At 59.4% G+C, this 24,051-nt stretch carries 27 protein-coding genes and 1 tRNA gene; 12 read left to right on the forward strand and 16 right to left on the reverse strand.

All coding sequences use genetic code 11. The features are described from left to right. Nucleotide 1: 1 nt before the first annotated feature. The 3 genes from ABJ99_RS21735 to ribBA all read right to left on the reverse strand — a co-directional run bounded on the left by ABJ99_RS21735 (nt 2) and on the right by ribBA (nt 3,347). Nucleotides 2–958 (reverse strand): ABC transporter permease, encoded by a 957-nt coding sequence (locus ABJ99_RS21735; RefSeq protein ID WP_080378258.1) that lies wholly within the window; start codon nt 956–958, stop codon nt 2–4. After that, nucleotides 943–1,968, reverse strand: a complete 1,026-nt coding sequence (locus ABJ99_RS21740) for an ABC transporter substrate-binding protein (RefSeq protein WP_054087562.1) — start codon at nt 1,966–1,968, stop codon at nt 943–945. Before ABJ99_RS21740 ends, ABJ99_RS21735 begins: the two co-directional genes overlap by 16 nt. A 269-nt stretch (nt 1,969–2,237) precedes the next feature. After that, complete coding sequence (ribBA, locus tag ABJ99_RS21745; RefSeq protein ID WP_054087563.1) at nt 2,238–3,347, reverse strand: bifunctional 3,4-dihydroxy-2-butanone-4-phosphate synthase/GTP cyclohydrolase II; 1,110 nt, start codon at nt 3,345–3,347, stop codon at nt 2,238–2,240. A 94-nt stretch (nt 3,348–3,441) separates the two neighbouring features. On the opposite strand from ribBA, the gene ABJ99_RS21750 reads away from it, so the two are divergent. Beyond that, nucleotides 3,442–3,732 (forward strand): DUF1330 domain-containing protein, encoded by a 291-nt coding sequence (locus ABJ99_RS21750; RefSeq protein ID WP_054087564.1) that lies wholly within the window; start codon nt 3,442–3,444, stop codon nt 3,730–3,732. A gap of 78 nt (nt 3,733–3,810) precedes the next feature. Here ABJ99_RS21750 and ABJ99_RS21755 read toward each other — a convergent pair whose 3' ends face one another. The 6 genes from ABJ99_RS21755 to ABJ99_RS21780 form a co-directional block, all read right to left on the reverse strand. Next, nucleotides 3,811–4,374, reverse strand: a complete 564-nt coding sequence (locus ABJ99_RS21755) for an NUDIX hydrolase (RefSeq protein WP_054087565.1) — start codon at nt 4,372–4,374, stop codon at nt 3,811–3,813. Between the two features lies 1 nt (nt 4,375). After that, nucleotides 4,376–5,128 carry a GntR family transcriptional regulator gene (locus tag ABJ99_RS21760; protein WP_007251773.1) on the reverse strand — a complete coding sequence of 251 codons (753 nt, stop codon included), beginning with the start codon at nt 5,126–5,128 and terminating at the stop codon, nt 4,376–4,378. Nucleotides 5,129–5,333: 205 nt separating this feature from the next. Beyond that, nucleotides 5,334–5,819: a flavin reductase family protein gene (locus ABJ99_RS21765; protein WP_054087566.1), complete on the reverse strand. Its 486-nt coding sequence runs from the start codon at nt 5,817–5,819 to the stop codon at nt 5,334–5,336. A 13-nt stretch (nt 5,820–5,832) separates the two neighbouring features. Then, entirely contained in the window at nt 5,833–7,314 is a 1,482-nt protein-coding gene (locus ABJ99_RS21770; RefSeq protein ID WP_054087567.1) for an aldehyde dehydrogenase, read from the reverse strand. Beyond that, nucleotides 7,311–8,144, reverse strand: a complete 834-nt coding sequence (locus ABJ99_RS21775) for an alpha/beta fold hydrolase (protein WP_054087568.1) — start codon at nt 8,142–8,144, stop codon at nt 7,311–7,313. The genes ABJ99_RS21770 and ABJ99_RS21775 overlap by 4 nt, the downstream gene beginning before the upstream one ends. A 33-nt stretch (nt 8,145–8,177) precedes the next feature. Continuing rightward, entirely contained in the window at nt 8,178–8,768 is a 591-nt protein-coding gene (locus tag ABJ99_RS21780; RefSeq protein WP_007251777.1) for an amino acid synthesis family protein, read from the reverse strand. Nucleotides 8,769–9,037: 269 nt separating this feature from the next. Between ABJ99_RS21780 and ABJ99_RS21785 the strand changes: the two genes are divergently transcribed. The 3 genes from ABJ99_RS21785 to ABJ99_RS21795 all read left to right on the forward strand — a co-directional run bounded on the left by ABJ99_RS21785 (nt 9,038) and on the right by ABJ99_RS21795 (nt 12,717). Next, a complete protein-coding gene (locus ABJ99_RS21785; RefSeq protein ID WP_054087569.1) occupies nt 9,038–10,177 on the forward strand; it encodes a glutathione-independent formaldehyde dehydrogenase in 1,140 nt (379 codons plus the stop codon). Nucleotides 10,178–10,268: 91 nt separating this feature from the next. Then, nucleotides 10,269–11,129: an SDR family oxidoreductase gene (locus ABJ99_RS21790; RefSeq protein ID WP_054087570.1), complete on the forward strand. Its 861-nt coding sequence runs from the start codon at nt 10,269–10,271 to the stop codon at nt 11,127–11,129. Nucleotides 11,130–11,286: 157 nt separating this feature from the next. Next, nucleotides 11,287–12,717: an NAD-dependent succinate-semialdehyde dehydrogenase gene (locus ABJ99_RS21795; protein WP_054087571.1), complete on the forward strand. Its 1,431-nt coding sequence runs from the start codon at nt 11,287–11,289 to the stop codon at nt 12,715–12,717. A 74-nt stretch (nt 12,718–12,791) separates the two neighbouring features. Here the strand turns inward: ABJ99_RS21795 and pbpG are convergent, their stop codons facing one another. Beyond that, entirely contained in the window at nt 12,792–13,727 is a 936-nt protein-coding gene (gene pbpG / locus ABJ99_RS21800; RefSeq protein ID WP_054087572.1) for a D-alanyl-D-alanine endopeptidase, read from the reverse strand. 265 nt (nt 13,728–13,992) lie between these two features. Between pbpG and ABJ99_RS21805 the strand changes: the two genes are divergently transcribed. Then, complete coding sequence (locus tag ABJ99_RS21805; RefSeq protein WP_054087573.1) at nt 13,993–14,553, forward strand: hypothetical protein; 561 nt, start codon at nt 13,993–13,995, stop codon at nt 14,551–14,553. A gap of 18 nt (nt 14,554–14,571) precedes the next feature. On the opposite strand, the gene ABJ99_RS21810 is transcribed toward ABJ99_RS21805, so the two are convergent. Further along, nucleotides 14,572–14,754, reverse strand: a complete 183-nt coding sequence (locus tag ABJ99_RS21810) for a hypothetical protein (protein ID WP_054087574.1) — start codon at nt 14,752–14,754, stop codon at nt 14,572–14,574. A 174-nt stretch (nt 14,755–14,928) separates the two neighbouring features. Further along, complete coding sequence (locus ABJ99_RS21815) at nt 14,929–15,285, reverse strand: hypothetical protein (protein ID WP_054087575.1); 357 nt, start codon at nt 15,283–15,285, stop codon at nt 14,929–14,931. A 251-nt stretch (nt 15,286–15,536) separates the two neighbouring features. Between ABJ99_RS21815 and ABJ99_RS21820 the strand changes: the two genes are divergently transcribed. Continuing rightward, the gene (locus ABJ99_RS21820) at nt 15,537–16,352 is read left to right on the forward strand and encodes a shikimate 5-dehydrogenase (protein ID WP_054087576.1); all 816 of its coding nucleotides are present in this window, start codon (nt 15,537–15,539) and stop codon (nt 16,350–16,352) included. A gap of 42 nt (nt 16,353–16,394) precedes the next feature. Here the strand turns inward: ABJ99_RS21820 and ABJ99_RS21825 are convergent, their stop codons facing one another. Continuing rightward, a complete protein-coding gene (locus ABJ99_RS21825; RefSeq protein WP_054087577.1) occupies nt 16,395–17,057 on the reverse strand; it encodes a YceH family protein in 663 nt (220 codons plus the stop codon). Nucleotides 17,058–17,211: 154 nt separating this feature from the next. On the opposite strand from ABJ99_RS21825, the gene ABJ99_RS21830 reads away from it, so the two are divergent. Both ABJ99_RS21830 and ABJ99_RS21835 read left to right on the forward strand, forming a co-directional pair. Next, a complete protein-coding gene (locus tag ABJ99_RS21830) occupies nt 17,212–17,721 on the forward strand; it encodes a DUF1993 domain-containing protein (RefSeq protein ID WP_054087578.1) in 510 nt (169 codons plus the stop codon). Between the two features lie 161 nt (nt 17,722–17,882). After that, nucleotides 17,883–19,034: an MFS transporter gene (locus ABJ99_RS21835; protein WP_054087579.1), complete on the forward strand. Its 1,152-nt coding sequence runs from the start codon at nt 17,883–17,885 to the stop codon at nt 19,032–19,034. Here ABJ99_RS21835 and nhaR read toward each other — a convergent pair. Further along, nucleotides 19,018–19,920 carry a transcriptional activator NhaR gene (gene nhaR, locus ABJ99_RS21840; protein ID WP_054087580.1) on the reverse strand — a complete coding sequence of 301 codons (903 nt, stop codon included), beginning with the start codon at nt 19,918–19,920 and terminating at the stop codon, nt 19,018–19,020. The genes ABJ99_RS21835 and nhaR overlap by 17 nt on opposite strands. A gap of 146 nt (nt 19,921–20,066) precedes the next feature. On the opposite strand from nhaR, the gene ABJ99_RS21845 reads away from it, so the two are divergent. Further along, nucleotides 20,067–20,309 carry a hypothetical protein gene (locus ABJ99_RS21845; RefSeq protein WP_054087581.1) on the forward strand — a complete coding sequence of 81 codons (243 nt, stop codon included), beginning with the start codon at nt 20,067–20,069 and terminating at the stop codon, nt 20,307–20,309. Nucleotides 20,310–20,343: 34 nt separating this feature from the next. Further along, on the forward strand, nt 20,344–21,105 hold the full coding sequence (locus ABJ99_RS21850; RefSeq protein WP_007251791.1) for a TerC family protein: 762 nt from the start codon (nt 20,344–20,346) through the stop codon (nt 21,103–21,105). A 98-nt stretch (nt 21,106–21,203) separates the two neighbouring features. On the opposite strand, the gene ABJ99_RS21855 is transcribed toward ABJ99_RS21850, so the two are convergent. After that, the gene (locus ABJ99_RS21855; RefSeq protein WP_054087582.1) at nt 21,204–21,386 is read right to left on the reverse strand and encodes a hypothetical protein; all 183 of its coding nucleotides are present in this window, start codon (nt 21,384–21,386) and stop codon (nt 21,204–21,206) included. A 221-nt stretch (nt 21,387–21,607) separates the two neighbouring features. On the opposite strand from ABJ99_RS21855, the gene ABJ99_RS21860 reads away from it, so the two are divergent. Then, the gene (locus ABJ99_RS21860) at nt 21,608–22,303 is read left to right on the forward strand and encodes a peptidase C39 family protein (RefSeq protein ID WP_054087583.1); all 696 of its coding nucleotides are present in this window, start codon (nt 21,608–21,610) and stop codon (nt 22,301–22,303) included. Between the two features lie 54 nt (nt 22,304–22,357). Here the strand turns inward: ABJ99_RS21860 and ABJ99_RS21865 are convergent, their stop codons facing one another. Further along, nucleotides 22,358–23,641 carry an NAD(P)/FAD-dependent oxidoreductase gene (locus ABJ99_RS21865; protein WP_054087584.1) on the reverse strand — a complete coding sequence of 428 codons (1,284 nt, stop codon included), beginning with the start codon at nt 23,639–23,641 and terminating at the stop codon, nt 22,358–22,360. 182 nt (nt 23,642–23,823) lie between these two features. Here ABJ99_RS21865 and ABJ99_RS21870 point away from each other — a divergent pair. Next, a tRNA-Val gene (locus ABJ99_RS21870) sits at nt 23,824–23,900 on the forward strand. The last annotated feature ends 151 nt before the right edge of the window (nt 23,901–24,051 follow it).

The raw sequence follows: 24,051 nt of genomic DNA on the forward strand, positions 1-24,051 counted from the left end.
TTTACCTCGCGTTACTGGCGCCGACCGGAGATTCCGGCTGGAGCTTCAGGTAGAAGTAGAAAAGCACCAGCGTGATCAGCACCAGCAACGCAGCGGCGGCACTGGCCAGCCCCCAGTTGAGGAACGATTGCACCTGCTGAACGATGAACTCAGGCAGCATCATGTTCTGTGCGCCGCCCAGCAGCGCGGGCGTGACGTAGTAACCGAGCGACATGACGAATACCATCAGGCCTCCGGAAAACAGCCCTGGACGGCACAGCGGCAGAAACACCCGGAAAAAATTGCTCCACGGGCTCGCGCCGCAGATCGAACCGGCCTGCAACACCATCGGGTCGATGGCCTGCATGGTCGCCTGTAACGGCAGGACAATGAACGGAATCATGATGTAGCTCATGCCGATCACCACGCCGGTCAGGTTGTGGACCATTTCCAGCGGCTGATCGATGACGCCCATGCCCATCAGCGCCTTGTTGATTACCCCGGAAGCCTGCAGCAATACCAGCCACGAATAGGTGCGGGCCAGCAGGCTGGTCCACATCGACAGCAGCACGATATTGAGAATCCAGCGTCCCCAGCCGCGTGGCACCAGGGTAATCACCCAGGCCAGCGGGAAGCCCAGCAACAGGCTGAACAGCGTGACCAGCCCGGCAACCGAGAAAGTGTTCAGCAAAACTCTGGAATAGGCCGAGTTGGCGAACAGTTGCTCGTAGTTGCCCAGGCCGGGCACTGGTTCAAGTACACCGCGCAGCAGCAAACCAATCAACGGCGCGAAGAAAAACAGCCCTAGAAACAGCAGCGCCGGCAGCAGGTTGCGGCTGCCACGCCAGCGCTGTGCGAGGGAAGGGGATGGCTGCATGCTCGTCGCCTTGTGGTAGGCCGCGCCGGCAGTGCTGTGCGCACCACCGGCCGGGTTGGGTTGACGAGAGACGGCAGCCGTCATTTTTATTTGACCAGCCATTCGTTCCACCGTGTCGCAATGTCCGCACCGTTCTTGGCCCAATAGGCGAAGTCGAGGGTGATCTGGTCGGCGACATGCGCGGTCGGCAGGTTAGGTGCCAGCGTGGAGTCCAGTCGCGCCACGCTTTGGGTATTGACCGGCGCGTAGGCGCTGAGGTTGGAGAAGTCGGCCTGGCCTTTGGCGCTGGTCGCGTTGGCGATGAAATTCATCGCAGCGGCCTTGTTTTTGGCGCCTTTGGGCACCACCAGAAAATCAGCCATGACCAGGTTCTGCTTCCAGCTCACGCCCACCGGTGCGCCGTCCTGTTGCAGGGCGTAGACCCGGCCGTTCCACATCTGGCCCATCGACACTTCGCCGGAAGCCAGCAGTTGTTGCGATTGCGCCCCGCCGCCCCACCAGACGATGTCTTTCTTGATGGTGTCGAGTTTCTTGAAAGCGCGATCGAGGTCCAGAGGGTACAGCTTGTCAGGCGCTACGCCGTCCGCCAGCAGGGCCAGCTCGAGTACGCCGGGGCTAGGCCATTTGTACAGGGCGCGTTTGCCGGGGTAGGTCTTGGTGTCGAACATGGCGGACCAGTCCGCAGGCGGCTTGGCGCCTACTTTGCTCTCGTTGAAGCCGAGGACGAAGGAGAAGAAGAACGAGCCTGCGCCATGATCGGTGACAAAACGCTTGTCGATCTCGTCGCGCTTGATGGTGTTGAAGTCCAGCGGCTCCAGCAAGCCTTCGCTGGCGGCGCGCAGGGCGAAGTCTGCTTCGACATCGACCACGTCCCACTGCACGTTACCGCTTTCGACCATGGCCTTGAGTTTGCCGTAGTCGGTCGGCCCGTCCTGCACGACGGTAATGCCACTGGCTTTGCTGAAGGGGGCTGCCCAGGCTTCTTTCTGGAAGTCCTGGGTGGAACCGCCCCAGCTCACGAAATTGACGCTTTCGGCAGCGATAGCGGCAACGCTCGATATAGCCAGCACCCCGGCTGCCAGGACTGCCGTTGCACGTTTGTTCAACACCATGTTCACGCCCTCATTTGTTGTGTTTTGAGCGGGCTTTTGTCGCCCGCTTAGTCGGGAGCAGTCGGTCCAGTGGGCCTCGAAACTTGAAACGGTCAGGTGCTTTTATTGATGCTGTCCCGTGCCGGGTGTACCTGACAAAACTTACGATTTATGGAATGCCATATTATGGTATTCCAAACTTTCTGCAAGGGTTTTGCCCTGTCCAAATGCCTTCATTCGGTGCTTTTCAAGCGTGAAACCCAGGGGGACAAAGGCCGTTCGTCACCGCATCAGCCGGGAAACGGAATGCTTTCAATCACTTCCAGATCGTAGCCGGTCAGGCCGGCGTATTTCAGCGGTGGGCCGAGATGGCGCAACTTGCCGACGCCCAGGTCCTGCAAGATCTGCGCACCAGTACCGACTTCGGAATAGATGCGCGATTGCGAACGTGTGTACTGCCGGGGCGGTTGAGTGAGTTGCGGAATGCGCTCCAGCAAGGCTTGGGAGGATTCGTGATTGGCCAACACCACAACCACGCCACGACCTTCTTCGGCGACCCGTTGCAGAGCCGCCCATAACGTCCAGCTGGGCGGGCCGGTGTATTCGGCACCGACCAGGTCACGCAGTGGATCGACCACATGCACGCGCACCAGCGTGGGGTCGTCACGGCGAATCTCGCCCATCACCATGGCCATGTGCACGCCACCTTCGATGCGGTCTTCGTAGCTGAACAGGCGGAAGGTGCCATGCACCGTGGGCAGTTCGCGCTCACCGATTCTGACGATGGTGTGTTCGGTGCTCAGCCGGTAGTGAATCAGGTCGGCAATGGTGCCGATGCGAATGCCGTGTTTTTCCGCGAACCGCTCCAGGTCCGGACGCCGCGCCATGCTGCCGTCGTCGTTCATGACTTCGACAATCACCGAGGCGGGCGTAAAACCGGCCAGCCTTGCGAGATCGCAACCTGCCTCGGTGTGACCGGCGCGAGTAAGTACGCCGCCGTCCCGCGCACGCAACGGGAAGATATGGCCTGGCTGCACGAGGTCTTCGGGAATTGCAGCCGGATTGACCGCCGCCTGCACCGTGCGGGCTCGATCCGCAGCGCTGATGCCGGTGGTCACGCCGGTGGTGGCCTCGATGGACACCGTGAAGGCCGTGGCGAATACGCTGCCATTGCTCGGCACCATCTGTTCCAGGCCCAGACGCTGGCAATGCTCATCGGTCAGCGTCAGACAGATCAGCCCGCGTGCCTCACGGGCCATGAAGCTGATGGCCTGCGCCGAACAGCAGTCGGCGGCCAGCAGCAGATCGCCTTCGTTCTCCCGGTCTTCGTCGTCGACCAGTAAGACCATCTTGCCCTGGCGGTAGTCTTCAATAATGTCTTCGATGCGATCGGATGCCATGCTCGGGATCCCGGTTTAATGGATGACTAAATCGTGGTATACCATAAGACAGAATATTTCACAGATTCCCAATCAATGAAACAGTGAGATCGTGATGAAGGCTTATTGGATTGCGCACGTCGATGTGACCGACCCTCAGCAGTACAGCGAATACACCCAGCGCGCGCCAGCCGCTTTCCAGTTATATGGTGGGAAATTTCTCGCTCGCGGCGGTCGATCAGAAGCCATTGAAGGGCGAGCGACGCCGCAACGCACGGTGATTATCGAGTTTGAATCCTATGAACAGGCGGTTGCCTGCTATAAGTCACCCGAATACCAGGACGCCATGAGCCATCGGCAGGGCGCATCGAAGGCTGAAATCGTGATAGTGGAGGGGCAGCTGTAAACTTGAGCTTCAAGCTTCAAGCTTCAAGCCAGAAGCAAAATCACGTGCGCCTCGGACCGCTTCGCTTGCAGCTGCTCTTCACCTTATAAAGTGGACTTTTCCAGTGTCATCGTTGCCGATGTAGATGCCGTACACACCGGCCTGGCGCTCTTCAATATAGCGTTCCAGTATCTGGCGGATGGCGGGGTAGTAGATGCTGTCCCAGGGAATGTCTTCGGGGGCGAAGAATTTGTAATCGAGGGTTTCCGGGCCGAAGCGGCCGGTGATTTCCAGAGCAATGGCGCGGAACACGATGTACACCTCGCTGATCCGCGGCACGCTGAAAATCGAGTAGGGCGAGAGGATTTCAGCGCGCACGCCGCTCTCTTCCCAGACTTCACGCAAGGCCGCCTGCTCGGTGGTTTCGCCACTTTCCATGAACCCGGCGGGCAGTGTCCAGGTGCCGGGACGTGGCGGGATGGCGCGCTGGCAAAGCAGATATTTGCCTTCTTGCTCGATGATGCAGCCCGCGATGATTTTCGGATTGACGTAGTGAACGTACTGACAGCCGCCACAGATCAACCGCGCATGGGTGTCGCCCGAAGGGATACGCTGAACCAGGTCAGCGCCACCGCATTGAGGACAGAAGCGCGGTGTGGCCATTTCATCGACCTATGCGGGGTTCTTTGAGGGCCACAGGCGCAACGATATCGCGGACTTTTGCGTCGTCATCCTGTTTGGATTTCAGGTATTCCAGCGCCACCCGCGCAGCGTTGCGCACGTGATCGACCGAGGCCTGATGCGCCGCCAGCGGGTCACCGCTCTTGATCGCTTCGACGATCAGTTCCATTTCCTTGTTGCTGGCGTCGCGGCGGTTTTCCTGAGAAACCGAGGTCGCCCGCAGGTAACTGATGCGCGCCTGCAACTGGCGCAACTGAGTGGCGGCAACCTGATTGCCCGAGCCTTCCAGCAGCACATCATAGAAACCCTGCACCGAGTCGATCACCTGCTGCAACTCGCCTTCCTTGAGCGACTGGCGATTCTCTTCCAGCGCCTTTTCCAGCGCTCGAATGTCCTTGGGTTTGGCGCGCAGGGTGAACAACTGGACGATCAGGCCCTCCAGCACGCAGCGCAGTTCGTAGATGTCGCAGGCATCTTCGAGGGTAATGATGGCGACGCGTGGACCCTTGGCATCGGCAAACTCGACCAGGCCTTCTGATTCCAGATGGCGCAGCGCCTCGCGTACCGAGGTGCGGCTGACCCCCAGACGATCACACAGATCCCGCTCGACGAGACGATCGCCGGGCAGCAACTGGAAGTTCATGATCGCGCTGCGCAGCTTGTCCAGCACGATCTCCCGCAGTGTGATCGGGTTGCGATTGACCTTGAAGTTGTCGTCGAGTGGCAGGCGTTTCATCGGGTGTGCTCGGTATTGGGCTGTCAATGTAAAAAGGCTGGCGGTGTAAAAAACATGACGGTAGACATGATCGTAAACAACGCCTTGCTCATGTCGTCAGCCCGCGAACCACGCGGCCTGCTGCATGCCCCGGCGCTTTGAACCCGGGTCGCGGCCGAGTTTATCACGCCGATGCCTGCCACCACCAAAAGCCCCCGCCGCAGCCTCAGACGATTGGCGCCAGCGCTCCCATCTTGCCCCGGTGATAGATCATGGGGGTGACCGGGATCGCCGGCAGAATCAGGTTCTTCACCGCGCCGACAATGATCGCGTGATCACCGCCGTCGTATTCGCGCCACAACTCGCACTCGATGATGGCCGTGGCCTTGTCCAGCAACGGGTTGCCCAGCGCGCTCAACTGCCACTCGATGCCCTTGGTCTTGTCTTTGCCCTTGCTGGCGAACGCGTAGGCCTCGACCTGTTGATCGGCAGACAGCAGGTGAATCGCAAACTTCTTGCTGTCGCGCAGCACCGGATAAGTGTCGGACGCGTAGTTGGGGCAGAACAGCACCAGTGCCGGGTCGATGGACAGCGCACTGAACGCACTGGCGGTGATGCCGACCAGATTGCCCTCGGGGTCCAGTGTGGTGACAATCGTCACGCCGGAAGGGAATGACGCCATGACTTCTTTGTAGATACTCGGTTCGATCATCGCAGCGGCCTCGTTAACGCATGACAAATGGATCAGGCATGGGCGCCTGCGAAAGGTTGATCCACACCGTTTTCAGTTCGGTGTAGGCCAGCACGGAGTCTATCCCGCTCTCGCGGCCGTAGCCGCTGTTTTTGAAACCGCCGATGGGCGCCATGGCCGATACGGCGCGATACGTGTTGACCCAGATGATCCCGGAACGAATATCCCGAGCCAGCCGGTGGGCGCGGCCCAGGTCGCGGGTCCAGATCCCGGCGGCCAGGCCGAACTGCGAGTCGTTGGCAATCGCCAACGCTTCGGCTTCGTCCTTGAAACGGATCACTGATGCGACCGGGCCGAAGACTTCTTCCTGCATGATCTTCATCGAGTTGTGGTCGCACTCGAACAGCGTCGGCTCATAAAACCAGCCTTTGCTGTCCAGCTCGGGCCGCTTGCCGCCCAGCCGCAGGCGTGCCCCTTCGGCCAGCGCGTCGGCCACCAGGCCTTCGACTACCGCCAGCTGTTGAGCGGTGGACATCGGGCCCATTTCAGTGGTTTCGTCCTGAGGGTTGCCGATGCGGATCCGGCTCGCACGTTCGGCCAGGCGCTCGACGAACTCGTCGTAGATTTCATGCTGCACCAACAGGCGCGAGCCGGACACACAGCTTTGTCCTGAAGCGGCATAAATGCCGGCGACTGCGCCGTTGATGGCACTGTCCAGGTCGGCGTCGGCAAAAATGATGTTGGGTGACTTGCCGCCCAGTTCCAGCGACAGCTTTGCAAAGTTTTCGGCGCTGCTGCGCACCACGTGACGTGCCGTGGCAGCGCCGCCGGTGAAGGCAATCTTGCGCACCAGCGGGTGGCGAGTCAGGGCCGCGCCGGTGGTGGGGCCGTAACCGGTGATGACGTTGACCACGCCGGGCGGAATGCCTGCTTCAAGCGCCAGTCGCGCCAGTTCCAGCACAGTCGCCGAGGCGTGTTCCGAAGGCTTGAGGACGATGGTATTGCCGGCGGCCAGCGCCGGAGCGAGCTTGATGGCGGTCAGGTACAGCGGGCTGTTCCAGGGAATGATCCCGGCCACCACACCCATCGGTTCGTGCACGGTGTAGGCAAACAGGTCAGGCTTGTCGAGGGGCAGGGTGCCGCCTTCGAGTTTGTCAGCCAGCCCGGCGGTGTAATGGAAAAACTCTGGCAAGTAACTGACCTGGCCACGGGTTTCGCGAATCAGTTTGCCGTTGTCGCGGCTTTCCAGTTGCGCCAGTTGCTCTTTGTTTTCGGCAATCAGATCGCCAAGCCGGCGCAACAGTTTGCCGCGTGCGGTGGCCGTCAGACCGCGCCATGCGGGGCTTTCGAAGGCTTTTTGCGCCGCCTGCACAGCGCGTTCGACGTCCGCCTCATCGGCGTCGGGCAATTGCGCCCAGGGTTCGGCCAGTGCCGGGTTGAGGCTGTCGAAGGTCTTGCCGGACAGCGCGTCGACCCACTGGCCGTCGATGCACATCTGAAAACGGGTAAGGCTCATGCAACGATCCCCTTTATCGAGTTGTGGACGGAAGCCGACTTGTCCAGAAAGTCGAGCAACACCTGGTTGACCAGGCGCGGCGACTCCACCGGCATCATGTGGCGCTGATCTGGCAGTATCGCAACTTCGGCGCCGTGGATGCGCATGGCCAGTTCACGGGCCATTTCCGGTGTGGAACCAGAGTCCAGCTCACCAGTGGCGATCAATGTCGGTGCGCGAATATCGCCCAGATCTTCCGCGCGGTACATATCCTGAGTGGCAAACAGTTTGTACGTGGTCAGGTAGCCCTGCGGATCGTTGCTGGCCAGGTTTTGCCGAATAGCCGCGATCTGCGCCGGATTGGCCGCCTGATACTCGCGGCTGAACCAGCGTGACAAGGCCTCGGCGGCGTTGGCATCCGGGCCGTGTTCGGCAGCCTGACTGGTGCGCTCGACCACGCGCGCGCGCTGTTCCGGACTGCGATTGAAGACACTGTTGAGAATGACCAGCCCCGAGAGGTGCCGGGGAAACTGCAGCGCGAATGCGCGTGCCACCAGCCCGCCCATCGAGAAGCCGATCACCGTTGCTTGCGCCAGGCCAAGGTGCGCCAGCAGCTCGCGCAATTGCTCGGCATAGCCTGGCAGGCCAGTGTCAGGATCGGGGCGCGGGCTGGCGCCATGGCCGAGCATGTCGTAGGCAATGACCTGATAATGCGGCGCCAGCCCCACGATCTGGCCGCCCCACATCTCTTTATTCAGGCCCACCCCGTGAATCAACACCACGGGGTGACCTTGGCCGGTAGCCAGATAGCTGGTACCCGCCGGGGTGCGTTCAGCGGTGAGCTGAGTCATGGATCGCTCCTGCGCAGAAGGTGATAGAGACGATTACTGGGCCTTTTCGGCAGCAAGCTCTTCCAGATCGAGGTAGCGATTGCCAATACGCGGGTGCAGACGTCCGCCATTGGCAGCGCCCAGCACGACGATGATCTCGTCGGCGCGCGGCGCGTCTTCGATGTGCATTTCCAGGGTGATGTAGTGCGAACGCAGGCCTTCATCGTCCTTGTGCATCATCGGAATCTGAATGGAAGTGCCAGGGCCGCCGCGCTTGTTAGTGAAGCTCAGGTAGCTCTTGGCTTTTACCGCTTCGCGGTAGTGATTGCCGAAGCGCAGGGTGTGAATCACCGCCGAGGCGTGTTCGATTTCGCCGTCCGTACCAACCACCGCCGCCTTGCCATAGGCCTCGATCCGGTCTGCACCGCCGATGGCATCGGTGAGGCGCTTGACCATCAGTTCACCCAGATCCGAGCAGTTGGCGCGAATTTCCGGCTTGAGATCCTCGACAAAGCCACGGCCCAGCCATGGGTTCTTGATCACGACCGCCAGGCCAACCATGGTGACCGGCTTGTCGGTGGCTTTGCCGCCTTCGATGAGGGTTTCTTCGGTGTAATTAACGATCTTGCGAATTTCAAAGCTCATGAACGACTCCCGGAGCAGCTACTTTGTATTTCGTATTATGGTATACCATAAGGTTGGGCGTGAAAACGCTTATTTACGCGCGGCACACGCGTGTATCCGTCACCTGGATTGATCTTGAACTGCTGTGAAGTGTGAACTCTGTCTTGGTCGCCCACGACCGCTCGTCAGGTGTGCAGGCAATCGTTTTGAACATGCCCGTTCTCGTTGTGACAGACATTCGGTGAGCCGTAAAAAGCTACAGCGAATTTTCAAACTCAGGAGAGCCGGATATGAAAGCCATCGTCTATAGCGGTCCGCGTGACGTCAGTGTCAAGAACGTACCGGACGCGAAGATAGAGAAGCCGACAGATGCTCTGATCAGAGTGACTTCCACCAATATCTGTGGTTCGGACCTGCATATGTACGAAGGCCGGACCTCGTTCGAAACCGGGCGTATCTTCGGCCATGAAAACATGGGCCAGGTCATCGAGGTCGGCGCAGGTGTTGACCGCATCAAAGTGGGGGACTGGGTCTGCCTGCCGTTCAACATCGGTTGTGGTTTCTGCGAAAACTGCGAGAAAGGCCTGACCGGTTATTGCCTGACCGCCAACCCGGGCAGTGCTGGCGCAGCGTACGGCTTTGCCGACATGGGCGACCACGAAGGCGGCCAGGCCGAGCTGCTGCGCGTGCCGTACGCTGACTTCAATTGCCTGCTACTGCCAGAAGATGCGTCCGAGCGCGAGGATGATTACGTCATGCTCTCGGACATCTTCCCGACCGGCTGGCACGCCACCGAGCTGGCAGGTTTGCTGCCGGGTGAAAGCGTGGCCATTTATGGCGCTGGTCCGGTTGGCCTGATGGCCGCGCATTCGGCAATGATCAAGGGCGCTTCGCAGGTGTTTGTGGTCGATAACCACCCTGACCGTCTGGCCCTCGCAGCGAAGATGGGCGCGACGCCGATCAACTCGCTGGAGCAGGGCGCTGTGGATCAGATTCTTGACCTGACCAATGGCAAAGGCACCGATCGGGGTTGCGAGTGCGTCGGTTATCAGTGCTGTGACCGGCACGGTCACGAAGCCAATCACGTGACCATGAACAACCTCGTGGCCTCGACCAAGGCGACCGGCGGGATCGGCGTCGTAGGCGTGTTCGTGCCACAGGATCCGGGGGCTCATAACGACCTGGCGAAGGAGGGCAAGATGGCCTTCGACTTCGGCTCGTTCTGGTTCAAGGGCCAGCAGATCCGCACCGGCCAGGCCAACGTCAAGGCTTACAACCGTCGATTGGCCGAGCTGATTCATCACGACCGTGCCAAGCCTTCGCAGATCATTTCTCACCGCCTGAAGCTGGAAGAAGGCCCGGCGGCCTATGAGCACTTCGACGCTCGCGATGAGGGCTGGACCAAAGTCGTGCTCAAGCCTGGCGCCTGATTGTCTTGCTGCAACCTGCACCAGCGCCCTTGTCGAGCCAGGCCACAGTGCCGCCGACAAGGGTTGTTACCGTTCAAGGAGACGTATCCAGATGAATGAAGACTACCCCAAACCACCGTTTGCCAGTCAGCCGCAACAGGTTCCAGGCCTGCAGGGCAAAATGGACCCGTACCCGGATTGCGGCGAAAAGAGCTACAAGGGCTCTGGCCGCCTCAAAGACAAGATCGCACTGATCACCGGCGCTGACAGCGGCATTGGCCGCGCCGTGGCGATTGCTTTTGCCCGCGAAGGCGCTCAGGTCGCGATTTCGTACCTGGACGAGCACGAAGACGCTGAAGAAACCAAGCGCTGGGTCGAAGAGGCCGGCAGAAAATGCCTGTTGTTGCCGGGCGATCTGGCGCAGAAGCAGCAATGCGAAGACATCGTCAGCAAGACCGTCGCCGAGTTTGGCCGTATCGACGTGCTGGTCAACAATGCTGCGTTCCAGATGAATCACGAAACGCTGGAAGAGATCTCCGACGAAGAGTGGGTCAAAACCTTCGATATCAACATCACCGCGATGTTTCGGATCTGCAAGGCTGCGGTTCCGCACATGCCACGTGGCGGATCGATCATCAACACCAGTTCGGTCAACTCGGACATGCCCAAGCCGACACTGTTGCCTTACGCGACCACCAAAGGCGCGATTGCCAACTTCACCGGCGGCCTGGCGCAATTGCTGGGCGAGAAAGGCATTCGCGTGAACAGCGTAGCCCCCGGCCCGATCTGGACCCCGCTGATTCCGGCGACCATGACCGACGAGGACGTGAAAAGCTTCGGCGCCGAGACTCCGCTGGGCCGCCCCGGTCAGCCGGTCGAGGTTTCCCCGATCTATGTGCTGCTGGCCTCCGACGAAGCCAGTTACATCTCGGGTTCGCGTTATGGTGTGACGGGCGGCAAGCCGATTCTGTGATGCGTGATATGACCTGTCAGGTGCCTGATGCGGGCACCTGGCTCATGCACCGTTCCCAGCAAGACCTCCGATGTTGCTCGACCCACTGCGTATTACCGTTCTAAATGCTACACCGCTTTTTCGAGCGATTTCCTCCTGATCATCATGGAGAATTCTGATGTATCCAGACGTACAGCTTTATATTGACGGCCAATGGCGCGCCAGTCGCGATAACCGCAGCCTGCCAGTGATCAACCCTGCCACCGGCGAGTCGCTGGGCAGCGTGGCACACGCCAGTATCGCCGATCTCGACGAAGCAATGGCGGCAGCCGAGCGTGGCTTTGCCACCTGGCGCAGCACATCGGCCTACGACCGTTACAAGATCATGCAAAAAGCCGCCAATCTGCTGCGCGAGCGTGCTGACAGCATTGCCCGGATCATGACGCAAGAGCAGGGCAAACCGCTCGCCGAGGCGCGCATGGAAACCCTTTCGGCTGCGGATGTCGTCGACTGGCTGGCCGAAGAGGGCCGCCGCTCTTATGGCCGACTTGTGCCTTCGCGTGGCGCGTCCATCGAGCAAAAGGTCATCAAGGAACCGGTCGGTCCGGTCGCCGCGTTCACGCCGTGGAACTTCCCGATCAATCAGGTGGTGCGCAAGCTGTCGTCGGCCTTGGCGGCCGGCTGTTCAATCATCGTCAAGGCGCCGGAAGAGACGCCCGCATCGCCAGCCGAGCTGATTCGCGCGTTTGCTGATGCTGGCGTCCCGGCAGGCGTTATTGGCCTGGTTTATGGCGATCCGGCGGAAATTTCCGGCTACCTGATTCCGCATCCGGTGATTCGTAAAGTGACTTTTACCGGTTCTACGCCGGTCGGCAAGCAGCTCGCGGCCTTGGCTGGCAAGCACATGAAGCGCGCGACCATGGAACTGGGCGGGCACGCGCCAGCTCTGGTGTTTGACGACGCTGACATTGACCTCGCTGCTCGCGTGCTGGCCACTGCAAAGTTCCGTAACGCCGGTCAGGTCTGCGTATCACCGACACGGATTCTGGTGCAGCGCAAGGTGCTGGACGCGTTCACCGAGAAATTCATCGGTCTGACCCGTGAGATCAAGGTCGGCAACGGACTGGAGTCGGGCACGACCATGGGGCCAGTGGCCAACGACCGACGCATCCCGGCACTGGTTGACCTGATTGAGGATGCAGTGGGCGCCGGTGCAACGCTGTCGGCCGGTGGCAAGGCTATAAACGGGCCAGGTTATTTCTTCGAACCAACAGTGTTGAGCGGCCTGACGCCTGCCATGCGTATCATGAACGAAGAGCCTTTTGGTCCGGTCGCGCTGCTGGTGCCGTTCGATACGGTCGAGGAGGCCATCGCCGAATCCAATCGTGTGCCATTCGGGCTGGCGTCCTACGCATTCACCACGTCGATGAAGACCGCTCAGGCGCTGAGCAGCCACATTGAAGCCGGCATGCTGTCGATCAATCACCAGGGCATCGGCTTGCCGGAAGTCCCGTTTGGCGGGATCAAGGATTCCGGCTACGGCTCCGAAGGCGGCACCGAGGCCATCGAGGCGTACCTGAACACCAAGCTGGTGACGCAGTACAACTGAGTGCTGGTCGGTTAAATGAAAACGTTCGCGATGTGCAAGCATCGCGACCGTTTTTCGTTACGCACCAGGGATGATCAATCCTTGGCCTGAATACCGGTCTGCTTCATGACCAGGTTCTTCTCTTTCTTGTATTGCAGGGCGACTTCCGGTGCCGGACCGCTCTGGCCGGTTTCCATCCACTTGCGGATCCGGCTGGCGTCGGCGAAGTGGGTGTATTTGCCGAAAGCATCGAGAATAACCACTGACACTGGGCGGTTGGCCATGGTCGTCAGCAGCACCAGACAGTGACCGGCCTGGTTGGTGAAGCCGGTCTTGGTCAGTTTGATGTTCCAGCTATCCTTGCGCACCAGATGATCTGTGTTGCTGAAGCCGAGGGTGTAGGTCGGTTTGCGGAAGGTGACCGTCTTCTGTTCGGTGGTGCTCAGTTCACTGAGCATCGGGTATTTGCGTGCCGCCATCACCAGTTTGGTCAGGTCACGTGCGGTCGAAACGTTGTACACCGACAGGCCGGTAGGTTCGACATACGCCGTGTGTTTCATCCCCAGCGCCTTGGCCTTGGCGTTCATGGCCAGGATGAACGCCGGATAGCCGCCCGGATAGCTGTGCGCCAGACTGGCAGCAGCGCGGTTTTCCGAAGACATCAACGTGATCAGCAACATGTCCCGACGGTTCATTTCGCTGCCGAGCTTGACGCGGGAGAACACGCCTTTCATTTCCGGAGTCTGGGAAATATTCACCGGGATGACTTCATCCATCGACTGTTTGGCGTCGAGCACGACCATGGCGGTCATCAGCTTGGTCACCGAGGCAATCGGTACGATGACATCCGGATTGCTGGAATACAGCACTTTGTCGGTCTGCAAATCGATGACCATCGCGCTGCCGGAAGCGAGATGCAGGTTGGACGGGTCGCGGTTGAGGACAGCGGTTTCATTGGCAAACGTGGTAGTGGAAAGTACCGGACCTGTAAGTACACATAATAGGCCCAAAACAGACAGACGAATTTTCAAGAGCAAGGCTCACTCGATAAAGGGTGGTAATGGAGGGATCGCGTCAAAACGCTGCATTTTATGAGCAGACTTTGACGTATGTCGATGGGTGATGTAGGGCGATTCATCAATAGATGCAGGAATCGGGATTCCGTTAAGTCACTGTTAAGTGGCTTTCTGCTCACGGGCTACCTAAAACGGCTTGGGAATTGAATAGTCGTGGTGCGCGCGGCCCGCACCGATTAGCATTCCCTGCATTCAGGTCTGCGGTTCAAGGAGTCATGCAATGCTCAAGGGGTTTATCGGCAAGGATTATCTGCTACTGGTGATCGCTGCTTCGCTGGTTGTCGTGCTGTTACTGGGCGCAGGCTTGACCTCGCGCCCGGCCGACTGGGCTGGCTGGATGCAGGCCATCGGCCTGATCGTCGGTTTGATGGTTGCCGTGGCGGTCCCGGCCATCCAGCGCAAACAGGACGCAGCGCTGGCGCACAAGCAGCTGCGTGATCGGGAAGTGGGCTATGCCCGTCGCATGCAATACCTGTGTGGCGAGTTGAGCGAGTTGCAGGGGCAGATCAGCCTGAACCTGACGCACTTGCGTGCCAGTGACCGGCACAGCCTGAAGTACACGTTGCAGGATTACCTGCACCGGCTGTTCGAGTCCCACAAGCAGGACCTGAATGACGACCGGGTGGTGTTGGCGCATGAATTGCGACAGGTCGCCAATGACCTGATAGACGAACTCGACAGCGGCCGCACTGACCGCGTGGTGTTCATGGCGCTGGAGAAGCGTTTGCAGAAACTGGCTCACCGCTGCCAGGTCAACGCGGCAATGGCCGAACGTATCTGAGGGAAAGCAGCGTGTTAATCAGCTGTGGAGGGGTTGGCGTTGCAGTTGACGCGACAGCGCTTCGGCCACCGGCAACGACGCGAGCGGGCCACTGACCGGCTCGCCGTCCTGAATGAGATACCAACAGGCCAGCAAGCCTTTTGCTCTCAGCGTGGCAGGCACTGCGCTGCCGACGACGGACATGATGTTTACCTTGGTCATAACGCTGCCTCCTCGAACCATGGCGTTACTGTAGGGGGCAATCGGCAACGTTAGAAATCGACGTTCTCGATAGTAGTCATTGATAACAACAGGGGTTCGCAGCATTGCGCGAGCGGGCCATGTCATGCGCACACCCATTAAAAAACCCGCCTGAAAAGGCGGGTTTTTGTTCTGTTACCAACGACCGCGTGGCGGACCATAGTAATAAGCGGGGCCTGGGGGCGGGCCCCAGCGATGGTAGTAGCCCGGCGGTGGGGGCGGCGGGTAGCGCTCGACAACCTGATACACCGGAGCCGGCTGGTAGTAGACCGGCGGTGGTGCGTAATAAACCGGCTGCTGTTGCACGTAGACCGGCTCGCGTTCCACGTAAACCGTTCTGTCACGGCCTGAAGATACCGCCGCCCCGACAACGGCAGCGCCTACGATAGCACCTACCACGGCAGGGCCACCCCAGCCACGGTCAGCATTCGCCTGGCCAGCAAGGGCCAAGGCACCTACAAACAAGGCAATTTTGGGGATTTGACGAATCATGACTGTTCCTCGCTCTCAACCCGTTGTCGCGCGCCTGCATCACTCTCAAGCACTGCCACGGGATAACACTATGACATCGAAATTGTAAGAATCTGCGAAAGCGCTGAGTAAATTTTATGTAAGGTGCGTTTCCGCATCGGCCAGGGTCTGTTCCCGTTGCATCGCGGCTCGTGATGCAACGGGAACAGACCCTGGTGCGTAGCTTACGCTGTTGTCGAAGTGGCAAGCCATTACCGTCTGGAGGAAGCATCATGCCCATTACAGCTAACAGGGACACGCAGTTGTGTATGTCCATGGCCGCGCGCCCGGGAAACTTCGGCGTCCGTTTTCATAATCATCTTTTCCAGCAATTGGGCCTCAACTTCTATTACAAGACCTTCTCGCCGAATAATCTGCCGGCTGCCGTAGCGGGCATCCGTTCGCTGGGTATTCGCGGCAGCGCCGTGTCGATGCCGTTCAAGGAAGCCTGCATCGAACTGGTCGATGAACTGGACGCGTCGGCGGCCGCTATCCAGTCGATCAACACGATCGTCAATACCGACGGCCATCTGAAAGCGTTCAATACCGACTACATTGCCGTGGCGCAGTTGATGGACAGTCACGCTGTGCCACACAGCGCATTTGCCCTGCGCGGCAGCGGCGGCATGGCCAAGGCCGTTGCATTTGCGCTAAGGGATGCAGGCTTTACCGATGGGCTGATTGTGGCCCGCAATCAGCAGGCTGGGCAGCGTCTGGCCGAGGCCTGCGGGTTTCGCTGGCAGGCGGAACTGGGAACGGCGCGGCCTCCGTTGCTGGTCAACGTCACCCCGTTGGGCATGCAAGGTGCGCAGGCCGATGAACTGGCATTCGACCTGCCGGCTATCGAAGCTGCGCAGACTGTTTTTGACGCCGTGGCGATGCCTGCTGAAACACCGTTGATCCAGGCTGCACGTCGGCTGGGCAAGCGCGTCGTGAGCGGCGATGAAGTCGCGGCCATCCAGGCCCTGGAGCAATTCGTGCTCTATACCGGCGTGCGCCCGACCGATGAGCAGTTCCAGCAAGCGGCGGCTTTTGCCAGAGCCGGATAGCCACACGCTGCTGTGCGCTAAAGACGGGCAGGGCAGTGCGTTTCACTCCAGCCTGGCGAGGCGTTCTTCCAGTGCGGCAACTCGCGCTTCCAGTTCATCGATGCGCTGACTGGCGGCCGGATTCGCTGCGCCGCGTTCCGGCGGTTGCTGGCGAGTCGCGAGAAGCTCTTGCCTGTCTTGCGGATCACCCAGCAGGTGCATGTAGCGGTCTTCTCGCTGGCCGGACTGGCGTGGCACCAGGACCGCCAGCCCGCGGCTGATCAGGCGTTCGAGTTGATGAACGATCTGCTCGCTGTCTTCGAAGTCGTGCATGCGATTGCTGCGGGTCAGCAGTTCACTGACGGTTTGCGGGCCGCGCAGCAACAGCAGACCGGTGAGGATTACTTGTGCAGGAACCAGCTCAAGACCCTTGTCGACCTTGTGCTCCCAGCGATCGGCACGGCTGCCCATCACCAGACGCGTCAGGCCGCGTCCTTCCAGCGCGCGCAGGCTTTGACCGACCTGGCCCTGGGTCAGGTTCATGACCGGATCACGGCTGGTCTTCTGGTTGCAGGCAATCACCAGTGCGTTAAGGGTCAGCGGGTAGGTCTCGGGGTTGGTCGCCTGCTTCTCGATCAGGCAGCCAAGAATGCGGATTTCCGTGCTGTTGAGCTGCAATGCCTCGGTGTTCGCGGGCGATTCGCTGGATGAGAGTTCGGTAGACATGACGCTTCCCTGGGTGATGGCGGTGGATCAGCGTAGGGCGTGGCAGAAATTATTGCCAGTGGCGCAGGCGATCATCTGCGCATCGACTGAAAAGTGTCACGGTGATTCGCAGCCGGGCGGTCTATAATTGCGCCTTTCTCACTCAGGATACGTCATGTCTATTTCCCTGTACGCCGCCTCCATTCCTGTCTTTCAGCAGATGCTCAACGCGCTCAGCGATGTGCTGACCAAGGCTGAAACCTACGCGACCGAGAAGAAAATCCAGCCCCCGGCCTTGCTGCAGGCCCGCTTGTTCCCGGACATGCTGCCTTTTACCCGTCAGGTGCAGATCGCTGTCGACTTCGCCAAAGGCGCGTCGGCGCGTCTGGCTGGCGTCGAGATCCCGCAATACGAAGACACCGAGACCACCTTCGAAGAGTTACAGGCATTGCTGGCCAAGACTCTCGCCTTCATCGGCAGCATTACGCCTGAACAGGTAGACGGCAAGGAAGGCATCGAGATCGTCCTGCGCCCTGGCACTGAAAAGGAAAAGCGCCTGAATGGTCAGGCTTATCTGCTCAGCTACGCCTTGCCGCAGTTTTTCTTTCACGTAACCACCGCTTACAACCTGCTGCGCCACAATGGCGTCGAGATCGGCAAACGCGACTTCATGGGCAAGTTTTAAAATCTGAAACCAGGTGCCTGTGGGAGCGTCGCCCGGCTCACTCCCACAGCGCCTCATTCTCACACGCTGATCGATAAACGCTACATCCTGCTTCATCCCGCTTCAATCCCCCCCGGCAGGTCGCGCTGTCGAGCGATCTGTATCGTTGTTATGGAGTATTCATGTTGTTGCCCATCCTTCTGTTGTCGGCCGCCGGTTTTACCGTGCTGACCACAGAATTCGTCATTGTCGGCCTGTTGCCTGCGGTGGCCCGTGACCTGAATGTCACGGTTTCTCAGGCAGGCCTGCTGGTGACCCTGTTCGCTTTTACCGTGGCCGCTTTCGGTCCTTTCCTGACCGCTTACTTTTCGCGCTTCGAGCGCAAGCGTCTGTTCATCAGCATCCTCATCCTGTTCGGATTCGCCAATGCGCTGGCTGCAATGGCCCCCAATATGGCGGTGATGGGTATTGCGCGCCTGATCCCTGCGCTGGGGTTGCCGGTTTTCTGGGCGCTGGCCAGTGAAACGGCGGTGGATATCGTCGGGCCGGAGTTTGCCGGGCGGGCGATTGCCAGAATCGGTTTCGGAATCGTCTGCGCCACGGTGTTCGGCATTCCTGTGGGCACACTGATTTCCGATGCCTTTGGCTGGCGCAGCGCGTTTGCGGTACTGGCCATACTGGCGCTCGCCAAGGCGCTGTTGCTCGTGGTCTACCTGCCCAGAACGGCGGCGAAGAAAAATCCGGTTTCAATCCTCAAGCAATTCGCCATTCTGCGCAGCCCGATAATGCAAGGGCACGTGTTGCTTTCGGTGTTGGTGTTCAGCGGCATGTTCACGGCGTACACCTACCTGGCAGACATGCTGGAGCGCCTGGCCGGTTTCGATGGCAATCTGGTCGGCTGGTGCCTGATGGGCTTTGGCGCGGTCGGTCTGCTTGGCAATGCGCTGGGCGGGCGCATGGTCGACCGTCATCCGCTGATCGCCAGCCTGCTATTCTGCGCGTTTATGGTGATCGGCCTGGTGGCGGTGGTGCCAAGCATTCATTCGATCATTGCGCTGGCGCTCGCACTGGCGGTGTGGGGCATCACGCAGGCCGCGCTGTTTCTGGTCAGTCATGTGCGCCTGATCAAGGCCGCACCCGAAGCGCCCGCGTTCGGCGCATCGCTGAACATTGCCGGGGCGAACCTGGGCATCGGCATCGGCGCAGTCATCGGCGGCCGGGTGATTGATCATCTGGGGCTGGGCAACGTCGGTTTCGCCGCCGCCGCAATCATCGTGCTGGCCATCGTGCTGGCGCTGGTGCTGATCAAGCGTGACCCTAGCCCGCGTCGGTAAACAACTGGTTTCGGGCGCTTTCGGCGATGGCCACTGCGCCGGGGTGCCGAACCTTGCGCTCGACGGTAATGGCGTAGAACGACTCGGTCACCGCATCCGTCTGGCCGATGAGCTGCACGTCATACTGGCTCTGCACTTCATCGGCGATCACGCTGGGCGCTACGAAAATGCCGCTGCCCGATTTACCGAATGCCTTCATCAGGGCGCTGTCGTCGAACTCGCCGATGATGCGCGGCTGGATTTTCAGCTCGGCAAACCAGCGTGTCAGTCTGCCACGCACCACGGTTTCCGGCCCCGGAATCAACAGCGTCGCGCCGTGCAGACACTGCGGGAAATCTACCCCGACGCGTTCGGCCACTTCGCGCGTGGCGAAAAAACTGATCCCGCATTCGCCCAGTTTGTGGCTGTGACCTTTGATATCCAGATGCGGCGGCATCGGGCTGTCGGAGATCACCAGGTCCAGACGCTGCACTGCCAGCTCTGCGAGCAGCCGTTCCAGCTTGTCCTCGCGGCAGGTAATACGGATGGATTCCTGCAGATTCATGGTCGGTGAAATCAATCGATACACAATTGATTTGGGCACCACATCCGCCACGCCAATACGGAACAGCAACTGTTGTTCGTCCGGTTGCGAACGCAGCAGGTTTTCCAGCTCGTTGCCCAGTTGAAACATCTGCTCGGCGTAGGGCAGGGCCATGCGACCGGCTTCGGTCATTTCCAGTTGTCGCCCCACGCGCTGAAACAGATCGACGCCCAGCGAGGTCTCCAACAGGCTGATCTGCCCGCTGACGGTCTGAGCCGTCAGGTTCAGCTGCTCGCAAGCACGCACGATACTGCCGGTTTTGGCCACGACCCAGAAGTAATGCAGCTGCCTATAGTTGAGCATGATTTTTTGCCGATTCGTAAAAACCGAAGTATACGCCTTGTAAAATCGAATTTTCCTGATGTTTCAAAATGTATAGAGTTGTTGCCAACGCCGGTTACGACAGAACATCTGGCAGGACATCCGGCCTCACACATTGAGGGAAACTCATGAAGACTTCCATTTATGCGGTAATGCTGAGCGGCTCGCTACTGGTAATGGCAGGATGCGATCAGATAGAGTCGTCTACCAAGCGGGCGCTCGATACCGCAGCAGAGACTGCAAAGCAGACCATCGTAGAGACACATCAGGCGGCGACCAAGGCGCTGGATGAGGCCAAACAGGAACTTTCCATTCTTGAGACGCCACCAAGCAAGGCTGAAACAGAAAGCAAATCCGACAAAGAAATCTAACGCATAACTATTGGCTCAGGCGGGGCAGTGATCTATGGAATACCTTTTGGAACTCGCGACAAGTCCGGCAGCCTGGATTGCCCTGGCGACGTTGGTGGTGATGGAAGTCGTGCTGGGTATCGATAACCTGATCTTCATTTCGATCATCACCAACAAGCTGCCGGAACATCAGCGGGAAAAAGCCCGGAAACTGGGTATCGGCATGGCGCTGGTCATGCGCCTGGGTCTGCTGAGTACGGTAGCCTACATCGTGCAGCTGACAGAGCCGGTGTTCGAAGTGTTTGGTCAGGCGTTCTCATGGAAAGATATGATCCTGATCGCCGGTGGTCTGTTCCTGGTCTGGAAAGCGACCACGGAAATCCATCACAGCATGGACGTCAAGACTGACGAAGAGAAGGCGCTCGGTTCGGTGGTTGCGTTGAGCATGGGCGCGGCAATCGTGCAGATCCTGATGCTGGACCTGGTGTTCTCCATCGACAGTATCATCACTGCCGTGGGCATGACCGAGCACTTGCCGATCATGATCATCGCTGTAGTGAGCGCCGTGATCGTGATGCTGGTGGCTGCCAACCCGTTGGCGAAGTTCATCAACGACAACCCGACGGTGGTCATGCTGGCACTGGGCTTCTTGATCATGATCGGTATGACGCTGATTGCTGAAGGCTTCGGCGCCCATGTTCCGAAGGGCTACATCTACGCAGCCATGACGTTCTCGGCCGCCATTGAAGGCTTGAACATGCTGGTACGCAGAGCACGTCGCAGGAAGGCTGCTGCTGCGAAAGTATCAGCCAGCTGATAGCGCGCGAGGCTGGAAAAAAGGTCTACCCGGGTAACCGGGTCGACCTTTTTGCATTCAATGCATGATGCACATGCATGAACACAGGCGTGCATGGCTCAGCCGATTACCGCAGGTTGCCCGTTGGCCGGCTTTGCCAAGTCCGGCTTCTGCACCGCAATGGGCTCGATGCTGCGCGGAGGGTGGCGACGCCGCGAAACGCGCATTACCCCCCACAGCATGGCGCTCGACACGGCGAGCCACGAAGCGGTCAGCATCACGATTGTCAGTTCCAGGCTCATAAGCGCCTCCCCATCCTGCTTTTCTGTAACGGTCTTGATAACTGACAGTCTAGTACGGGGCATGTTTCGGTTTAATTGACCAATGGCATCGGGCTATGACTGATTGGCTCGTTTCCGCCGAACGGGCGGCTGAACAACGCTATACCGTGACGCCGGACAGCTCTATGATCAATGCCCGGATCGGGTCGCGGGTTGCCCGACATCAGTTCAAGTGAGTGAGCATGCTGTCGTTGTCTGTTTTTTCCAGTTCCAACCCCTTCAAACGCTGCTGGCTTGCCGGTGCACTGGCTCTTGGCCTGGCCGGTTGCACTTCGATGGTCACGCCCGCTATCAAGCGCCTACCAGACCGGGTCGAATTGACCTCTGTGCCGTTCTTCCGGGGTAACGCCTATCAAAGCGGCCCGATGGTGCTGGCGAGCATGCTGGCTAATCAGCAGGTGCAGACCACGCCTGGCTTGCTCGACAAGCCGCTGCAACTGCCAGGTGCCGAAGATCGCCTGGAGCAAAGCCTGCCGAAAGTTGCACGCGAATATGGCTTCATGGTTTATCCGCTCGGTGGCGAATTGCAGGACTTGCTGGCTCAGGTCTCGGCCGGTTATCCGGTGATGTTGCGTCTTGCCCAAGGCTCCGCATTCTGGAAAGGGTCGCGTTACGCCGTGTTGATCGGTTACAACCGGGTTAAAGAAACGGTATTGCTCAACGTCGGGATGGACCGTCGCTATTCGATGAGCTTCAGCAGCTTCACCTCTGCCTGGAAAGGCGCTGGCAGTTGGGCGGTACTGGTTCAGTCACCTCGCCAGCTGCCCGCCAACGTCGATCAGCAGCATTGGTTGCAGGCGGCTGATGCGCTGGCGAAGGCTGGTCAGGAACAGGCGGCAGGCGAAGCCAGGAAAACCCTGGCACGCGGCGTTAAATGAAATCAACGCAGCGTTGAAAAAAACGGCACCGATGAGGTGCCGTTATGAGGTTGATCAGAAACCCAGCTTATCCCGCAGGCTGTAATACCAGGCGCCCAGCGCAGTCAGCGGCGTGCGCAGCATCTGGCCGCCAGGGAACGGATAGTGCGGCAGGTCGGCGAACGCATCGAAACGCTCGGCCTGACCGCGCAATGCTTCGGCCAGCACCTTGCCGGCCAGGTGCGTGTAGGTGACGCCATGGCCGCTGCAGCCCTGCGAATAATAGATGTTCTCGCCGAGCCGTCCGACCTGCGGCAGGCGCGACAGGGTCAGCAGGAAATTTCCGGTCCATGCGTAGTCGATCTTCACGTTCTTGAGCTGCGGGAACGCCTTGAGCATCTTCGGTCGAATGATCGCCTCGATGTTGGCCGGATCTCTTGCGCCGTAGACCACACCACCGCCGAAGATCAAACGCTTGTCGGCGCTGAGGCGGTAGTAATCCAGCAGGTAATTGCAGTCTTCGACGCAGTAGTCCTGCGGCAAAAGGTTTTTTGCCAGCTCATCGCTCAATGGCTCGGTGGTGATCACTTGAGTACCGCATGGCATCGATTTCGCCGCCAGCTCCGGAACCAGATTACCGAGGTAGGCATTGCCCGCCACAATGATGAACTTCGCCCGGACTTTGCCCTGTGCGGTATGGACCACCGGGTTGGCACCGCGCTCGATACGAATCGCTGCAGACTGCTCGTAGATCGTGCCGCCCAGTGTCTCGACAGCCGCGGCTTCGCCCAGCGCCAGATTGAGTGGGTGGATGTGGCCGCCGGTCATGTCCAGCAAACCGCCAATGTATTGATCGCAGGCCACCACCTCATTGATGCGGCGTTTGTCCATCAGCTCCAGCTTGCTGTGGCCGTAACGCTCCCAAAGACGCTGCTGCGCTTCCAGATGCGCCAGTTGTTTGCTGGTCAGCGCAGCAAACACGCCGCCGTCCTTCAGGTCGCACTGAATGCCATAACGGGAAACCCGATCACGGATAATGGACGCGCCCTCGAAAGCCATCTGCCCCAGCAACTGCGCCTGACGCGGGCCGACCGTGCGCTCGATCACGTCGATGTCACGGCTGTAACTGTTGACGATCTGCCCGCCATTACGCCCCGACGCGCCAAAGCCGACTTTGGCCGCTTCCAGCACCGTGACCCGGAATCCGTTCTCCAGCAGGAAAAGCGCGCTGGACAAGCCCGTGTAGCCAGCACCAATGATGCACACGTCCGTCTCGACCTCGCCCTGCAAGGCGGGACGTTCTGGCGCGGGATTGGCCGAGGCAGCGTAATAGGACTGCGGGTAGGGCGTGTTCGCCATCCTGAGACTCCGTTTAATATTCTTGACGATGGCGCTGATCGTACCCGAGATACCAAACCTCTGCCAGCCACAGAAGAAAACAGCTCTGACCTGTTTTTTAACAAAAAGCGCTGTAATTCATGGGCTTAGGATAAAAACAGATTGACAGGCAGTTGAATGCCCGTAGAATGCCGACCCACAGCAGGCACGTAGCTCAGTTGGTTAGAGCACCACCTTGACATGGTGGGGGTCGTTGGTTCGAGTCCAATCGCGCCTACCAGATAAAATCCGCTCTGCTGGGCGGTGAAAAAAGGGTCAACCGAAAGGTTGGCCCTTTTTTGTTCGTGCGATTTTCATGCCTATGCCTATGCCTATGCCTATGCCCTGCATCGCACGATAGTTGATAATTAAAGCGCTTTTTTATCACGATG

This window comes from Pseudomonas syringae pv. cilantro (assembly GCF_001293775.1).
In the GTDB taxonomy this organism is placed as follows: domain Bacteria; phylum Pseudomonadota; class Gammaproteobacteria; order Pseudomonadales; family Pseudomonadaceae; genus Aquipseudomonas; species Aquipseudomonas syringae_P.

Coding starts and splice junctions, on each gene's coding strand:
- ABJ99_RS21845 (WP_054087581.1), top strand. CDS start 20,067: ATGAAGACTTCCATTTATGCGGTAATGCTGAGCGGCTCGCTACTGGTA.
- ABJ99_RS21805 (WP_054087573.1), top strand. CDS start 13,993: ATGCTCAAGGGGTTTATCGGCAAGGATTATCTGCTACTGGTGATCGCT.
- ABJ99_RS21775 (WP_054087568.1), bottom strand. CDS start 8,144: ATGACTCAGCTCACCGCTGAACGCACCCCGGCGGGTACCAGCTATCTG.
- ABJ99_RS21735 (WP_080378258.1), bottom strand. CDS start 958: ATGGCTGGTCAAATAAAAATGACGGCTGCCGTCTCTCGTCAACCCAAC.
- ABJ99_RS21820 (WP_054087576.1), top strand. CDS start 15,537: ATGCCCATTACAGCTAACAGGGACACGCAGTTGTGTATGTCCATGGCC.
- ABJ99_RS21770 (WP_054087567.1), bottom strand. CDS start 7,314: ATGAGCCTTACCCGTTTTCAGATGTGCATCGACGGCCAGTGGGTCGAC.
- ABJ99_RS21755 (WP_054087565.1), bottom strand. CDS start 4,374: ATGGCCACACCGCGCTTCTGTCCTCAATGCGGTGGCGCTGACCTGGTT.
- ABJ99_RS21825 (WP_054087577.1), bottom strand. CDS start 17,057: ATGTCTACCGAACTCTCATCCAGCGAATCGCCCGCGAACACCGAGGCA.
- ABJ99_RS21865 (WP_054087584.1), bottom strand. CDS start 23,641: ATGGCGAACACGCCCTACCCGCAGTCCTATTACGCTGCCTCGGCCAAT.
- ABJ99_RS21795 (WP_054087571.1), top strand. CDS start 11,287: ATGTATCCAGACGTACAGCTTTATATTGACGGCCAATGGCGCGCCAGT.
- ABJ99_RS21765 (WP_054087566.1), bottom strand. CDS start 5,819: ATGATCGAACCGAGTATCTACAAAGAAGTCATGGCGTCATTCCCTTCC.
- ABJ99_RS21830 (WP_054087578.1), top strand. CDS start 17,212: ATGTCTATTTCCCTGTACGCCGCCTCCATTCCTGTCTTTCAGCAGATG.
- ABJ99_RS21810 (WP_054087574.1), bottom strand. CDS start 14,754: ATGACCAAGGTAAACATCATGTCCGTCGTCGGCAGCGCAGTGCCTGCC.
- ABJ99_RS21850 (WP_007251791.1), top strand. CDS start 20,344: ATGGAATACCTTTTGGAACTCGCGACAAGTCCGGCAGCCTGGATTGCC.
- ABJ99_RS21740 (WP_054087562.1), bottom strand. CDS start 1,968: ATGGTGTTGAACAAACGTGCAACGGCAGTCCTGGCAGCCGGGGTGCTG.
- nhaR (WP_054087580.1), bottom strand. CDS start 19,920: ATGCTCAACTATAGGCAGCTGCATTACTTCTGGGTCGTGGCCAAAACC.
- ribBA (WP_054087563.1), bottom strand. CDS start 3,347: ATGGCATCCGATCGCATCGAAGACATTATTGAAGACTACCGCCAGGGC.
- ABJ99_RS21860 (WP_054087583.1), top strand. CDS start 21,608: ATGCTGTCGTTGTCTGTTTTTTCCAGTTCCAACCCCTTCAAACGCTGC.
- ABJ99_RS21760 (WP_007251773.1), bottom strand. CDS start 5,128: ATGAAACGCCTGCCACTCGACGACAACTTCAAGGTCAATCGCAACCCG.
- ABJ99_RS21855 (WP_054087582.1), bottom strand. CDS start 21,386: ATGAGCCTGGAACTGACAATCGTGATGCTGACCGCTTCGTGGCTCGCC.
- ABJ99_RS21835 (WP_054087579.1), top strand. CDS start 17,883: ATGTTGTTGCCCATCCTTCTGTTGTCGGCCGCCGGTTTTACCGTGCTG.
- ABJ99_RS21815 (WP_054087575.1), bottom strand. CDS start 15,285: ATGATTCGTCAAATCCCCAAAATTGCCTTGTTTGTAGGTGCCTTGGCC.
- ABJ99_RS21790 (WP_054087570.1), top strand. CDS start 10,269: ATGAATGAAGACTACCCCAAACCACCGTTTGCCAGTCAGCCGCAACAG.
- ABJ99_RS21780 (WP_007251777.1), bottom strand. CDS start 8,768: ATGAGCTTTGAAATTCGCAAGATCGTTAATTACACCGAAGAAACCCTC.
- ABJ99_RS21785 (WP_054087569.1), top strand. CDS start 9,038: ATGAAAGCCATCGTCTATAGCGGTCCGCGTGACGTCAGTGTCAAGAAC.
- ABJ99_RS21750 (WP_054087564.1), top strand. CDS start 3,442: ATGAAGGCTTATTGGATTGCGCACGTCGATGTGACCGACCCTCAGCAG.